The sequence below is a fragment of the Bradyrhizobium sp. UBA2491 genome (assembly GCF_002341725.1).
GTDB lineage: Bacteria > Pseudomonadota > Alphaproteobacteria > Rhizobiales > Xanthobacteraceae > Bradyrhizobium.
Map to the genome: position 1 here is coordinate 92,582 of NZ_DDOP01000037.1, position 12,772 is coordinate 105,353.

Consider the following 12,772-nt stretch of genomic DNA (forward strand, 5'->3'; position numbering starts at 1 on the left):
GTCAACGGAGCCGCATGGCCGCGTTTGGCGTTTCGATCTCAGCTCTCCTCGCCGCGCTCGTCGTGGTCAGCGCACTCGACGTCGTCGCGTCGACGCCGGCTGCCGCGCAGGCATTCACCTACAATCCGCGTCCGCCGAAGCCGCCCCGTCCGCCGGCCAAGAACGACGGGCAGATGCTCGTTCAGGCGACCGAGGTCGATTACGACTACAACAACTCGCGCATCTCGGCGGTCGGCAACGTCCAGATGTTCTACAACGGCACCAGCGTCGAGGCCGACAAGGTCATCTACGACCAGAAGACCAAGCGTCTTCATGCCGAAGGCAACATCCGCATGACCGATGCGGAAGGCAAGATCACCTACGCCAACATCATGGATCTCAGCGACGACTACCGTGACGGTTTCGTCGATTCGCTGCGCGTCGACACCGAAGACCAGACCCGCATGGCGGCGACCCGCGCCGATCGCTCGAGTGGCAATTACACGGTGTTCGACAACGGCGTTTATACCGCCTGCGCACCCTGTAAGGATGATCCGAAGAAGCCGCCGCTCTGGCAGGTCAAGGGCGCGCGCATCATCCATAACCAGACCGAGAAGATGCTCTATTTCGAGAACGCCCAGCTCGAATTCTTCGGCGTTCCGATGGCCTATCTGCCGTACTTCTCGACGCCCGATCCGACCGTGAAGCGCAAGAGCGGCTTCCTGATGCCGGGCTTCACCAGCTATACGGCGTTCGGTTACGGCGTCGAAATCCCCTATTACTGGGCGATCGCGCCGGACATGGACGCGACCTTCAATCCGCGCATCACGTCGAAACAGGGCGTGCTGCTGCAAACCGAATTCCGCCAGCGCTTCGCGGACGGCTCCTATCAGATCCGGCTCTACGGTATCGATCAGCTCGATCGAGGTCAGTTCACCGGCCAGCCGGGCGACCGCGACTTCCGCTGGGGCGTCGACACCAAGGGCCAGTTCGCGCTGAACGACAAATGGGTCTGGGGCTGGGACGGCGTGGTGCTGTCGGACTACTTCTTCATGTCCGACTACCGGCTCGCCCAGTACAAGGACCCGTTCGGGTCGTTCCTGTCGCTGCCGACCGAGGCGATCTCGCAGCTCTATCTGACCGGCGTCGGCAACCGCAGCTTCTTTGACGCGCGCGCGATCTACTATCTCAGCTACTCCGGCAACCAGAGCCAGGTGCCGGTGGTCGCGCCCGTGATCGACTACAACAACGTGATCAACAGCAATATCCTGGGCGGCGAGTTCAGCTACAAGATGAACTTCGTCAACCTGACCCGCGAAACCGCGGTGTTCGATCCGATCACGACGACGGCCAACACCAACAGCCTGTGCCTGACCACGTCGGCCGATCCGATGGCACGCACGCCGTCGCAGTGCCTGCTGCGCGGCATGCCCGGCACCTACACCCGCCTGACCGCCGAGGCGCAGTGGCGCAAGTCCTATACCGACCCGTTCGGCCAGATCTGGACGCCGTTCGCCAGCATCCGCGCCGATGCGATCAACGCGGATGTCTCGAACCAGCCGGGCGTTTCCAGCTACTTGCCGATCGGCGACACCCAGACGGTCCGCCTGATGCCGACCGTCGGCCTCGAATACCGCTACCCCTTCATCAATGTGCAGCCGTGGGGCACCACCACCGTCGAGCCGATCGCGCAGGTCATCATCCGGCCCAACGAGCCCAATGCCGGCAAGCTTCCCAACGAGGACGCGCAGAGCCTGGTGTTCGACACCTCGAACCTGTTCTCGGTCGACAAGTTCTCCGGCTATGACCGCGTCGAGGGCGGCAGCCGCGCCAATGTCGGCGTGCAGGCCACCACCCAGTTCGACCGTGGCGGCAGCGTCAAGGCGATGTTCGGGCAGTCCTACCAGATGTTCGGCCTGAACTCGTTCGCGGTCGCCGACGTCACCAACACCGGCATCGATTCCGGCTTGCAGAACCCGCGCTCGGATTACGTCGCGAGCCTCGCCTATTCGCCCAACCGCACCTATACGTTCAGCGTCCGCACCCGGATGGATGAGGCGACCTGGAACATCAACCGGTTCGAGGCCACGGCGGCCGCGAATTTCGACCGCTGGTCGGTCGCCGTGACCTACGGCGACTATGCCGCCCAGCCGGAACTCGGCTACCTGACCCGCCGCGAGGGCATCCTGACCAGCGGTTCGGTCAAGGTGGCGGCGAACTGGGTGGTCCAGGGCGCGGCGCGCTGGGACCTTGAAGCGAACAAGATCAACCAGTATGCGGTAGGCGCGGGCTACGTGGACGACTGCTTCGTGCTGGCCGCCAACTACGTCACGTCCTATACCTATCAGGCCGGTTCGCAGCCGCCCGTCCTCAGCCACGCGTTCATGTTCCAGATTGGGCTGCGGACGATCGCGCAAACCTCCACCACCAGCAGTTCGGCTGGCGTGCAGTAGCAAGCGAGGGGCGCCAGGCGAGAGAGCTTGGCGAGGGGCTTAAATTGCCCGCGGGCCTGTGGCTCCGGCTTGAATTGGTTTAAACGGCTGACATGACAATAATGACGACCGCTAGCCTGCCACCCCGCCGCCGTTCGCTCATACTGGGTTCCCTGCTGGCTCTTGTCCTCGTGTTCGGGGGCAGCGCGCGATTGCACGCCCAGAGCATCGCCGTGATGGTCAATGGCGAACCCATTACCGCTTTCGACATCGAGCAGCGCGCGAAGTTGAACGCCCTGACCGGCGGCAAGACTCCCGATCGCAAAGCCGTCCTCGACGAGTTGATCGATGAGAAGCTGAAGATCAAGGAAGCCAAGAAGTATGGCGTCGATCCCACCGCCAACGACATCGAGCAGTCCTTCGGCGGCATGGCGCAGCGGATGCGGCTGTCGGGCGACCAGCTCACCAAGGTGCTGGAGAGCAAGGGCATCCGACCCGATACGCTGAAGCAGCGCATCAGGGCCGACATGGTCTGGACCAGCCTGGTCCGTGGCCGCTTCAAGGAAAGCCTGCAGGTCGGCGAGAGGGACGTGGCGACCGCGGTCAAGGAGACCGGAGACGCTCCGGACGCCGAAGCGTTCGAATACCGGATGCAGCCGGTGGTTCTGATCGTGCCCCGCGGTGCTCCGCAGTCGGAGTTCGAGGGACGCCGCAAGGAAGCCGACACCCTGCGCGAGCGGGTGACCAGTTGTGAGGAGGCCAACTCCTACTTCAAGTCGATGCGCAATGCCGCGATCCGCGAAATCGTGGTGAAGACCTCGGCCGACCTGCCGCAGTCGCTGCGCGATATCCTGGACAAGACCCCGGTCGGCCACCTCACCCCGCCTGAGATCACCAAGCAGGGCGTCGAAATGGTCGTCCTCTGCGGCAGGAAGGCGACCACCGTGGACACGCCGAAGAAGCGTGAGATGCGGGACAAGATGTACGTGCAGAAGTACGAGGCGAAGTCCAAGGCCTATCTGCAGGAAGTCCGAAGAGCCGCGATGATCGAATATCCAGGCGGGAAATGATCGACTATCGTTGATGCATGGCCCAACCTCTCGCACTGACATCCGGCGAGCCCGCAGGCATCGGCCCCGATATCACGCTCGCCGCATGGCTGCGCCGCCGCGAGCTTGATCTTCCGCCGTTCTATCTGCTCGGCGACCCCGCCTCCCTGGCTGAGCGCGCGAAGGCGCTCGGGCTTGCCGTCGAGTTTGCCGAGGTCGGCGCGGAAGAAGCCTGCGCAGCGTTTGCCCACGCCCTCCCCGTGGTCGCGACCGGCAAGCTGGCAACGGCCCGACCGGGCCAGCCCGACGCGACCAGCGCTGACGCGGCGCTGGCGTCGATCCGCCAGGCCGTCGCCGACGTCGCCTCCGGCAAGGCCAGCGCCGTCGTCACCAATCCGATCGCCAAGAATGTGCTGTACCGTGCCGGATTCCGCCATCCCGGCCATACCGAATTCCTTGCCGAGCTTGCCGCCGCCCGCGGCGGCCCGGCACCGCAGCCGGTGATGATGCTGTGGTCGCCGGCCCTCGCCGTGGTCCCGGTGACCATCCACGTCTCGGTCCGCGAAGCGCTGGCGCAATTGTCGACCGACCTGATCGTCTCGACCGCGCGCATCGTGGTCGCCGATATGAAGGCGCGGTTCGGCCTGGCGGCGCCGCGGCTTGCCATAGCCGGCCTCAATCCGCACGCCGGGGAGGACGGCACGCTCGGCATGGAGGATGTCGAGATCGTCGCGCCGGCGGTCGACATCCTGCGCCGCGACGGCGTTGCGGTCCGAGGTCCGCTGCCGTCCGACACCATGTTCCACGCAGCCGCGCGCAAGACCTATGATTGCGCGATCTGCATGTATCACGATCAGGCGCTGATCCCGATCAAGACCGTCGCGTTCGAGGACGCCGTCAACGTCACGCTCGGATTGCCGTTCGTCCGGACTTCGCCCGATCACGGCACCGCGTTCGATATCGCCGGCACCGGCAAGGCCAATCCCTCGAGCCTGATCGCCGCGCTGCGGCTCGCCGCGCGCATGGCCGCGGCCTCAAGCTAGGTGAGCACGATCGACGATCTGCCGCCGCTGCGCGACATCATTCGCGAGCATTCCCTGTCGGCGCGCAAATCGCTCGGCCAGAATTTTCTGCTCGACCTCAATCTCACCGCACGGATCGCCCGCGCCGCAGGCCCGCTCGAAGACTCCACCGTGATCGAGGTCGGGCCCGGCCCCGGCGGCCTGACGCGCGCGCTGCTTGCGATGGGCGCCAAGCGCGTGATCGCCATCGAGCGCGACGAGCGGGCGCTCGCCGCGCTCGACTACATCGTCAAGCGTTACCCCGGCCGCATCGAGATCGTGCACGGCGACGCGCAGCATTTCGATCCACGTCCCTTCCTTGACGGCGGCAAGGCCAAGATCGTCGCCAACCTGCCCTACAACATCGCGACCCAGCTTCTGGTCGACTGGCTGTCGATCGAGCCGTGGCCGCCCTGGTACGACACCATGGTATTGATGTTTCAGCGCGAGGTCGCCGAGCGTATCACAGCCCATGAGGACGAAGAGGCGTATGGCCGGCTCGCGGTGCTCGCCAATTGGCGCGCCGAGACCAAGATCCTGTTCGACATTTCACCCGCGGCCTTCGTGCCGCAACCCAAGGTCACGTCGTCGGTGGTGCGGTTGATACCGCGCGCCGCGCCCGAGCCGTGCGACCGCCGCATGCTCGAGCAGGTCGCGGCCGCCGCCTTCGGCCAGCGCCGCAAGATGCTGCGCCAGAGCCTGAAATCGCTGTCGGTCGATCCGGCACGGCTCGCGGCCTCAGCCGGCATCGAAGCGACGCGGCGCGCCGAAACCATTCCGGTCGCCGGCTTTGTTGCCATGGCCCGTGAATTGGCCGATATACGGTCCACAAAATAGAACAACAGGAGAAAACGTAATGGCGCGTATGGTTCGCCAATCCCTCGTCAAATTCGATGCACCGCTGTGCGAGACCATCGTGGACACACCGAAGCCACAGGGACGCGAAGTGCTGGTGCGCATCGAGCGCTGCGGCCTGTGCCATTCCGATCTGCACATCCAGGACGGCTACGCGGATCTCGGCGGCGGCAAGAAGCTCGACACCACCCGCGGCATGACCCTGCCCTTCACGCTCGGCCACGAGATCGCCGGCGTCGTCGACGAGGTCGGCCCCGATGCGCCGAACGATCTGGTCGGAACGAAGCAGGCGGTCTTCCCCTGGATCGGCTGCGGCCAGTGCCGCGACTGTCTCGCCGGTGACGAGAACCTCTGCGTCAAGCAGCGCTTCCTCGGCGTTTCGATCGACGGCGGCTTCGCCACCCACGTGCTGGTGCCCGACGCGAAATATCTGCTCGAATACGATCCGCTTCCGGTCAACCAGGCGGCCACGCTGATGTGCTCCGGCGTCACCGCCTATGGCGCATTGAAGCGGCTGGTCGATCGCCCGCGCCAGCGCAATCTGCTGCTGATCGGACTTGGCGGCGTCGGCATGATGGGCCTGTCTTTCGCGCAGGCGATGTTCAAGCAGCCGATCACGGTCGCTGATCTCAGCCCCGCGGCGCGCGAGACCGCACTGAAGAACGGCGCAGCGGCCGCCTATGACCCGGCGGAGCCTGACGTCGTCAAGCGCATGCTGAAGGAGAGCGATGGCGGCTTCGACGGCGTGGTCGACTTTGCCGGCAACGAGAAGTCGATGGCGTTCGCGGTCTCGACCGTCGCGCGCGGCGGCAAGATCGTGGTGTCGGGCCTGATGGGCGGCAACTTCTCGCTGCCGATGGTGCAGTGGGTCTACAAGCGCATGACCATCGAAGGCTTCATGGTCGGTACCCTGGCCGAGGGTCGCGAGCTGATGGCGCTCGCACGCGCCGGCAAGATCAAGCCGACGCCGATGAAGGAAGAGCCGATGGCCGACGTTCAGAAATGGATCGACGAGCTGCGCGCCGGCAAGGTCGTGGGCCGCATCGTCCTGAAGAACTAGCACCCAGGTCCCGCCGGCGTGGCCGGCGGGACTTGCCCTTGCACCTGCCCTTGTGTGACGTCACTGAGCGCGATTGGTCGCGCCCCGTGACCTTGACTGCTGCTTTTGTCCTCTCGCGCCCGCTGGTAATCTACGCTCCGGGCTGAGAGGTCACAGGGCATGCGCGGGGCGGTGCAAGGCAGGAGCTTGGCGGCTGCGGTGCTGCTTGCGCTGTTGTGGCAGGCGTTCATCGGCGTGGCACAGGCGGCCACCGAAAAGCGCGTCGCGCTGGTGATCGGCAATTCCGCCTACCAGAACGTGACGCGGCTCGACAATCCGCGCAACGATGCCGCCCTGATGGCCGAGACGCTGGCAAGCCTCGGCTTCACTCTGGTCGGCGGCCGCGCCCAGCTCGATCTCGACAAGCCGGCGATGGACATCGCAGTCCAGAGCTTCGGCCGCCAGGTCCAGGGCGCCGACGTCGCGCTGTTCTACTATGCCGGCCACGGCGTCCAGGTCTCCGGCGCGAACTATCTGGTGCCGGTCAGCGCCAACGCCACCCGCGAGGCCGACGTCGATTTCCAGATGCTCGACGTCAATCTGGTGCTGCGGCAGATGCAGGGCTCCGGCACGCGGCTCAACATGGTGATCCTCGACGCCTGCCGGAACAATCCGTTCGGCGGACGCGGGCTGCGCGCAGCCGACGGCGGTCTTGCGCAGATGCGCGCTCCCGAGGGCACGCTGATCTCCTACGCCACGCAACCCGGCAATGTCGCGCAGGACGGCAGCGACGGCCACAGCCCCTACACCAAGGCGCTGGCCGCCACGATCCGGCTCGCCGGCCTCGACATCTTCCAGACCTTCAATCAGGTCGGGCTCGCGGTGAAACGCGAGACCGGCGGCTCGCAACAGCCCTGGGTCTCATCGTCGCCGATCGACGGGACGTTCTATTTCGTGCCGCCCGCGGCGCCGGCCGGGCCGAAGGTCGCGGTCGCGCCGCAGCCCGAGCCGCAATTGCCGGGCTCGCTGCGGCCCGATCCCGACCGCATCCCGATCAAGGATGGCGCGCTGCTGCGTGAATTGAGCGACCGGCTCTACGAGCACAATTTCGATCCCGAACCGAACGACATGCGCGCGGCGATCAGCAAATTCCAGCAGAAGGTGGCGATGACGCCGACCGGCGAAGCCACCGAAGGCGTGCTGACGCGGCTGCGCAAGATGGAGGACTTGCAGCCCTGGGGATCGATTGTCTACGGGCCCGACATCGACAAATGGGGCATCTCCTGGAAGCATTCGTCGCGCCGTGCCGCGGTCGACGACGCCCGTGCCAAATGCGGCGGAGCCAAATGCACCCTCGAGCTTTCCTTCTACGGGACGCGCTGTGGCGCATTCGCGATATCGAGCAAGTCCTGGTCGCTGATCCAGCGTGATGCGCTCGATCGCGCCAAGAGCGCCGCGCTTGACGAATGCGGCAAGGCCGGCAAATCCTGTCGCATTATCGATGCCGTCTGCGCCGACGGCACCGGACATTGATTGATCACATTGGATAGACCTGAAAATGAAAAGCATGTTTTGCTCATCGGCAGGCCCCGCCCTGCTTTCGACCCTGCTCCTGTTCGCGCTCGGGTCGACGTCCGCATTTGCGCAATCCGGCAGCAGCGGCGGCAGCATCGGCAATGACGAGAAGTCGCTGTCCGGGACCCGTACCGCGCCGCGCGCGGTGACGCCCTCGAAGCCGGAGCGAAGCAAGAATTCGGAAGCGCCACGCCGCGCCACCAGGAAAGGTGGCAGCGAAAGTAGCGGCGGTGGCGGCAATTTCGATGGTTCGTGGGTCGTCGTTGCGGAAGGCTCGCCTTGCGGGTCGAGCACGGAGCGACTGGTGATATCCGGCGGCAGTATTTCCGGAGAGATGAGTTCCGGACAGGTCAGCCCCAACGGCGCCACGACCGGAGGCGGATCCGCTGGAGGTCTGACCTGGACCAGTTCGGGCCGGTTCTCCGGCCGCAGCGGTTCCGGGTCGTTCGTCCGCTCCGACGGATGCAGGGGCCACTGGACCGCATCAAAGCGATAGTCCGCCTCTTCCCTCGCCCCGGAAGTTTCCTGCCCCCGGCGCGCCGCAATCGCGGAGCGCCGCAAGCCCCAATTAAGCCCTAACCGCTCCGGATTTGCGGCGCATTGCGACCCAACTCTTTGCCGAGATTGGTATCGCCAGCGCTTGCGTAAAAAAAGAAATACCGGGGACGTGTATGTCAAATCGTTCAGCGAAATTCGCTGCGGCGCTAGCCGCCAGCATCATGGCCGGCGCCAACTTCGGCGCCATGGCCCAGAACGCCGCCACCACGGCGGGCACCGGCACGGCCACTGCCAGGACGGCGGACAGTTGTCAGTCCGCACCGAAGGGAACCGCGCCGGCAGGAAGTCACTGGTTCTATCACCTCGACCGCAGCACCCAGAAGAAGTGCTGGTACCTCGGTGACGCCAGGAACAAGGTTGCCAAGACCGCAGTCGCGCAGCCAGCAGCCGTGCCCGACACGGCGACGGCCGACGCAACACCACCACAGGGCCAGCCGGCGCCGCCGCCGGCAATGCGCAAATCCATCGCCGATGCGCGTGCTGAATGGCCCTCGCCGCAGGCTGGGACCGCGCCCAGCGCGGTCGCCGGCGCCGGTCAAGCCGACAGCGCAGCGCCAATTCCGGCGGCTCCGGCAGCGCCGCCCGAAGCGAACGCCCAATCATCAGACGCGAATGCGAGATGGCTGGACGCCTCGAGCATGGCCGGAACCAACGGGACCCGGCACGCAGCAGACCAGCCGACCGTGGTCGCGCAAGCCGATGCAACGCCGCAGCAGGCCGCCGCGCCCGCACCTGCGGTCCCCGTGGCAGCCGAGACGCCTGCCGAGAAGTCTGCATCCTCGACGCAGATGCTGCTGTTCGTGATGGTCGGTGCACTGGCGCTGGCCGGCCTGGTCAGCGCGCTGGTGTTCCGGCTGACGCGGACGCGGACGCCGCCCTACGAGATCAGTGACGAGTGGCGCGCACCGTGGGATTCGCTCCACACCGAGCCGGCGCCGCCGATGGCCGTCGTCAACCGGGACCGTCCGCTACGGCTGTCGGAGGCCACTCCGCGGCGTGCGGAGACCCAGGTGCCGCGTCGTGCCGAGACACCGGCGCCCCGCCGTGAGATCGCGCGCAAGCCAGATCAAACCGAGCAAGACAACCAGCAGATCGCCGCGATGCTGCAGCGGCTGGCGCGCAGCGCGGCGAACTAGCGTCCGTTCTGGAATAGGAACAATGAGACGTGATGCGATCGGTTGCGATCGCATCACGGTTGCGGCGCGCTACTTCTCGAGTTGGCGCTGCAGGCCGCGCACGAATTCGGTGAGGCCGGTGCGGCGCTCCCGCTTCAGGCGCTCGGCCTTCAGGATCGACTGCACCTCGGCAAAGGCATCGTCGACGTTCTGGTTGACGACGATGTAGTCGTACTCCGCCCAATGGCTCAATTCGTGCGTGGCGCGGTTCATCCGCCCGCGGATGACGTCCTCGGAATCCTGCGCGCGGGTGTGCAGCCGCTTCTCGAGATCGGCGGCCGACGGCGGCAGGATGAAGACGCTGACCACGTCGGCCCGCGCCTTCTCGCGCAATTGCTGGGTGCCCTGCCAGTCGATGTCGAACAGCACGTCCTGACCGGCCGCCAGCGCGGCCTCGACCGGCGCGCGCGGCGTGCCGTAGCGGTTGTCGAACACGGTGGCCCATTCCAGCAGCTCGCCCTGCTTGGCCATGGCCTCGAACTTGGTCTTGTCGACGAAGAAGTAATCGCGGCCCTCGACCTCGCCCGGCCGCTTCGAGCGCGTGGTCGCCGACACCGACATTTTCAGGCCCGGCATGCGATCGATCAGCATGCGTGACAGCGTCGTCTTGCCGGCGCCCGAGGGCGACGACAGGACGAACATCAGTCCACGCCGCTCAACGCCGTCAAACCCCTCCGCCGTCATCATTCACTCCAGATTCTGAACCTGTTCGCGGAACTGCTCCACCACGTTCTTCATTTCAAGTCCGGTGTTGGTCAGCTCGACGTCGTTCGACTTCGAGCAGCAGGTGTTGACCTCGCGATTAAACTCCTGCGCGAGGAAGTCGAGCCGCCGCCCGACCGGCCCGCCCTTGCCGATCATCTCGCGCGCCTGGGCAATGTGCGAGGCGATGCGGTCGAGCTCCTCGCGGATGTCGGCCTTGGTGGCGATCAGGATCGCCTCCTGGCTGAGGCGGTCGGCATCGAAGCGATCGGATGTTTCCAGCAGCGCCGCGATCTGCTCGGCAAGCCTTGCCTTGATCGCCTCCGGCTTACGACCAGGCGCGGTCTCGGCGCGCTTGGCGAGCCGCTCGATCTCGTCCATCCGCTGCATCAGGATCTGGCCCAGCGCGTCGCCCTCGCGGCGGCGCATCTCCACCAGGCTGCCGAGCGCCTGCTCGAACGCCTTCGCCGCCGCTTCGCGCGCCGCCTTGTCCTCGTCCTCGTCGCTCTCAGGCTCGACCACTTCGATGACGCCCTTGATGCCGAGCAGTCCGTCGATGCTCGGCGCCACCGCGTCGATCCGTTGCGCGAGCTCACCTGCGACCTTCACGACCGCGGCCAGCACGTCCTCATTGATCCGGATCGTCTGCGCCGCATCGGTGCGCTTGACGCTGAGATTGGCATAGACCGTGCCGCGCGACAGCAATTCGCCGGCGCGCTTCTTGGCCAGGGCCTCCAGTTCGTCCCAGCCCGGCGGCAGCCGCAACCGGAGGTCAAAGCCCTTGGCGTTGACCGATTTCAGCTCCCATTCGAACGTGTAGGGACCGCTTCCGCCATGGCTTCGGGCAAAGCCAGTCATGCTCGACAGCGCCATCGCGTGCAACTCTCCAACAGAAGGATATGGGACTCACCCGGAGCCTACGAGACTCGTCCGGAGCCGGTTCGACCTTAAAACGGATTCCGTGAAAGTGGAATTACGTTCCACCCCGGAAAATGCAGGGCTCAAGCGATCCGGCGAAGCCGTTGCGCGGCGTTCCGGAGCGTCGGACAAGAGGCCGATCTGATCGCGCGCGTGTCAGCGCTGCACGACGGGCGGCGAATTGGTCTGCTGCTGGGCGGCGCCCTGGCGACCGCTGCGCGGCGGCTTCTTCTGATTGGTCGGCTTCGGCGGCGTGGTCGCCGTTGGATTGGTGTCGGCCGCGCCGGGCGCCGCGGCGGCGGGCGCCGTCTCGTCGGCGGGCTCGACGGTGTCGTTCTGGATCTGCTTCTCCGACGCACGCAGCTTGGCGACGTTCTTGGCGTGCTGGTCGTAGGTTTCGGTAAAGGCGTGACCGCCGGTTCCGTCAGCCACGAAGAACAGGTCGCGCGTGCGCGCCGGGTTGGCGGTCGCCTCCAGCGAGGCGCGGCCGGGATTGGCGATCGGTCCAGGCGGCAAGCCGTCGATCACATAGGTGTTGTAGGGCGACGGCTGCGTGATCTCGCTGCGCTTGATCGGACGTCCGAGCGTGCCCTTGCCGCCCACCAGTCCGTAGATGATGGTCGGATCGGATTGCAGCTTCATCCGCTGGCGCAGGCGGTTGACGAACACGGCGGCAACGCGGCTGCGCTCGTCGGCGCGGCCGGTTTCCTTCTCGACGATCGATGCCAGCGTCACCAGCTGGTCCGGCGATTTCAGCGGCGTGTCGGTGTTGCGGCGTTCCCAGATCTCGGCAAGCACGCGCTTCTGCGCCTGCTGCAAGCGCTGGATCACCTGGTCGCGCGTGGTGCCGCGCGGGAACTTGTAGGTCTCCGGCAGCAGCGTTCCCTCGCGCGGGATCTCGCGCACCGATCCGGTGAAGATGTCGTTGTCGGTGAGCCGCGACACGATCTGCTCCGAGGTCAGGCCTTCGGGAATCGTGATCGCGTGCTGCACCACCTTGCCATCGACGATGGTGGCGATGACGTCGCGCAGGCTGGCATTCTTCTGGAACGAATATTCACCCGGCTTGAGGTCGGAACTTGCCTTCAGCGCAAACACGCTGCCGATGAAGATCCACGGATTGACGTTGATCACGCCCTCGCGCGAGAGCACGTCGGCGATGTCGCGCTTGCCGGCGCGCGCGGGGATGTTGACGATCTTGTCTTCCTGCAACGGTCCCGGCGATTCCAGGGTCTGCTTGCCGTAATAGTACGTGGCACCGGCACCGATCATCAGGATGATCAGGATCGTGAAGATGGCATTGCCGACGATCACGAAGGGATTGCGGGCGCGATCCGAGCGCTTGGGCGGCGGCGGAACCTGCTCGGGCTCCAGCGCGGCACGTGGACTCCTCGGTGAAATGGGCGGCCTCTCACTCATCGATGCAAAC

10 protein-coding genes are annotated in these 12,772 nt (G+C 65.8%); 7 read left to right on the top strand and 3 right to left on the bottom strand.

What is annotated here, in order from left to right; genetic code table 11:
• The first annotated feature begins 14 nt into the window (after positions 1 to 14).
• From B2W55_RS11030 to B2W55_RS11060, 7 genes are all read left to right on the top strand, one after another.
• A complete protein-coding gene (locus tag B2W55_RS11030) occupies positions 15 to 2,432 on the top strand; it encodes an LPS-assembly protein LptD (RefSeq protein WP_024581479.1) in 2,418 nt (805 codons plus the stop codon).
• 101 nt (positions 2,433 to 2,533) lie between these two features.
• On the top strand, positions 2,534 to 3,481 hold the full coding sequence (locus B2W55_RS11035; protein ID WP_024581478.1) for a SurA N-terminal domain-containing protein: 948 nt from the start codon (positions 2,534 to 2,536) through the stop codon (positions 3,479 to 3,481).
• Between the two features lie 17 nt (positions 3,482 to 3,498).
• Complete coding sequence (gene pdxA, locus B2W55_RS11040; RefSeq protein WP_024581477.1) at positions 3,499 to 4,503, top strand: 4-hydroxythreonine-4-phosphate dehydrogenase PdxA; 1,005 nt, start codon at positions 3,499 to 3,501, stop codon at positions 4,501 to 4,503.
• A complete protein-coding gene (gene rsmA, locus B2W55_RS11045) occupies positions 4,504 to 5,358 on the top strand; it encodes a 16S rRNA (adenine(1518)-N(6)/adenine(1519)-N(6))-dimethyltransferase RsmA (protein WP_024581476.1) in 855 nt (284 codons plus the stop codon).
• 19 nt (positions 5,359 to 5,377) lie between these two features.
• Positions 5,378 to 6,436 carry an alcohol dehydrogenase gene (locus tag B2W55_RS11050; RefSeq protein ID WP_024581475.1) on the top strand — a complete coding sequence of 353 codons (1,059 nt, stop codon included), beginning with the start codon at positions 5,378 to 5,380 and terminating at the stop codon, positions 6,434 to 6,436.
• Positions 6,437 to 6,595: 159 nt separating this feature from the next.
• Entirely contained in the window at positions 6,596 to 7,948 is a 1,353-nt protein-coding gene (locus tag B2W55_RS11055; protein ID WP_024581474.1) for a caspase family protein, read from the top strand.
• A gap of 713 nt (positions 7,949 to 8,661) precedes the next feature.
• Complete coding sequence (locus B2W55_RS11060) at positions 8,662 to 9,684, top strand: hypothetical protein (RefSeq protein WP_024581472.1); 1,023 nt, start codon at positions 8,662 to 8,664, stop codon at positions 9,682 to 9,684.
• Positions 9,685 to 9,753: 69 nt separating this feature from the next.
• Here B2W55_RS11060 and gmk read toward each other — a convergent pair whose 3' ends face one another.
• The 3 genes from gmk to mltG all read right to left on the bottom strand — a co-directional run bounded on the left by gmk (position 9,754) and on the right by mltG (position 12,762).
• Positions 9,754 to 10,407 (bottom strand): guanylate kinase, encoded by a 654-nt coding sequence (gene gmk, locus B2W55_RS11065; protein WP_371412492.1) that lies wholly within the window; start codon positions 10,405 to 10,407, stop codon positions 9,754 to 9,756.
• Positions 10,408 to 10,410: 3 nt separating this feature from the next.
• Entirely contained in the window at positions 10,411 to 11,298 is an 888-nt protein-coding gene (locus B2W55_RS11070) for a YicC/YloC family endoribonuclease (protein WP_024581470.1), read from the bottom strand.
• A 201-nt stretch (positions 11,299 to 11,499) separates the two neighbouring features.
• The gene (mltG, locus tag B2W55_RS11075) at positions 11,500 to 12,762 is read right to left on the bottom strand and encodes an endolytic transglycosylase MltG (RefSeq protein ID WP_024581469.1); all 1,263 of its coding nucleotides are present in this window, start codon (positions 12,760 to 12,762) and stop codon (positions 11,500 to 11,502) included.
• Between the last annotated feature and the right edge of the window lie 10 nt (positions 12,763 to 12,772).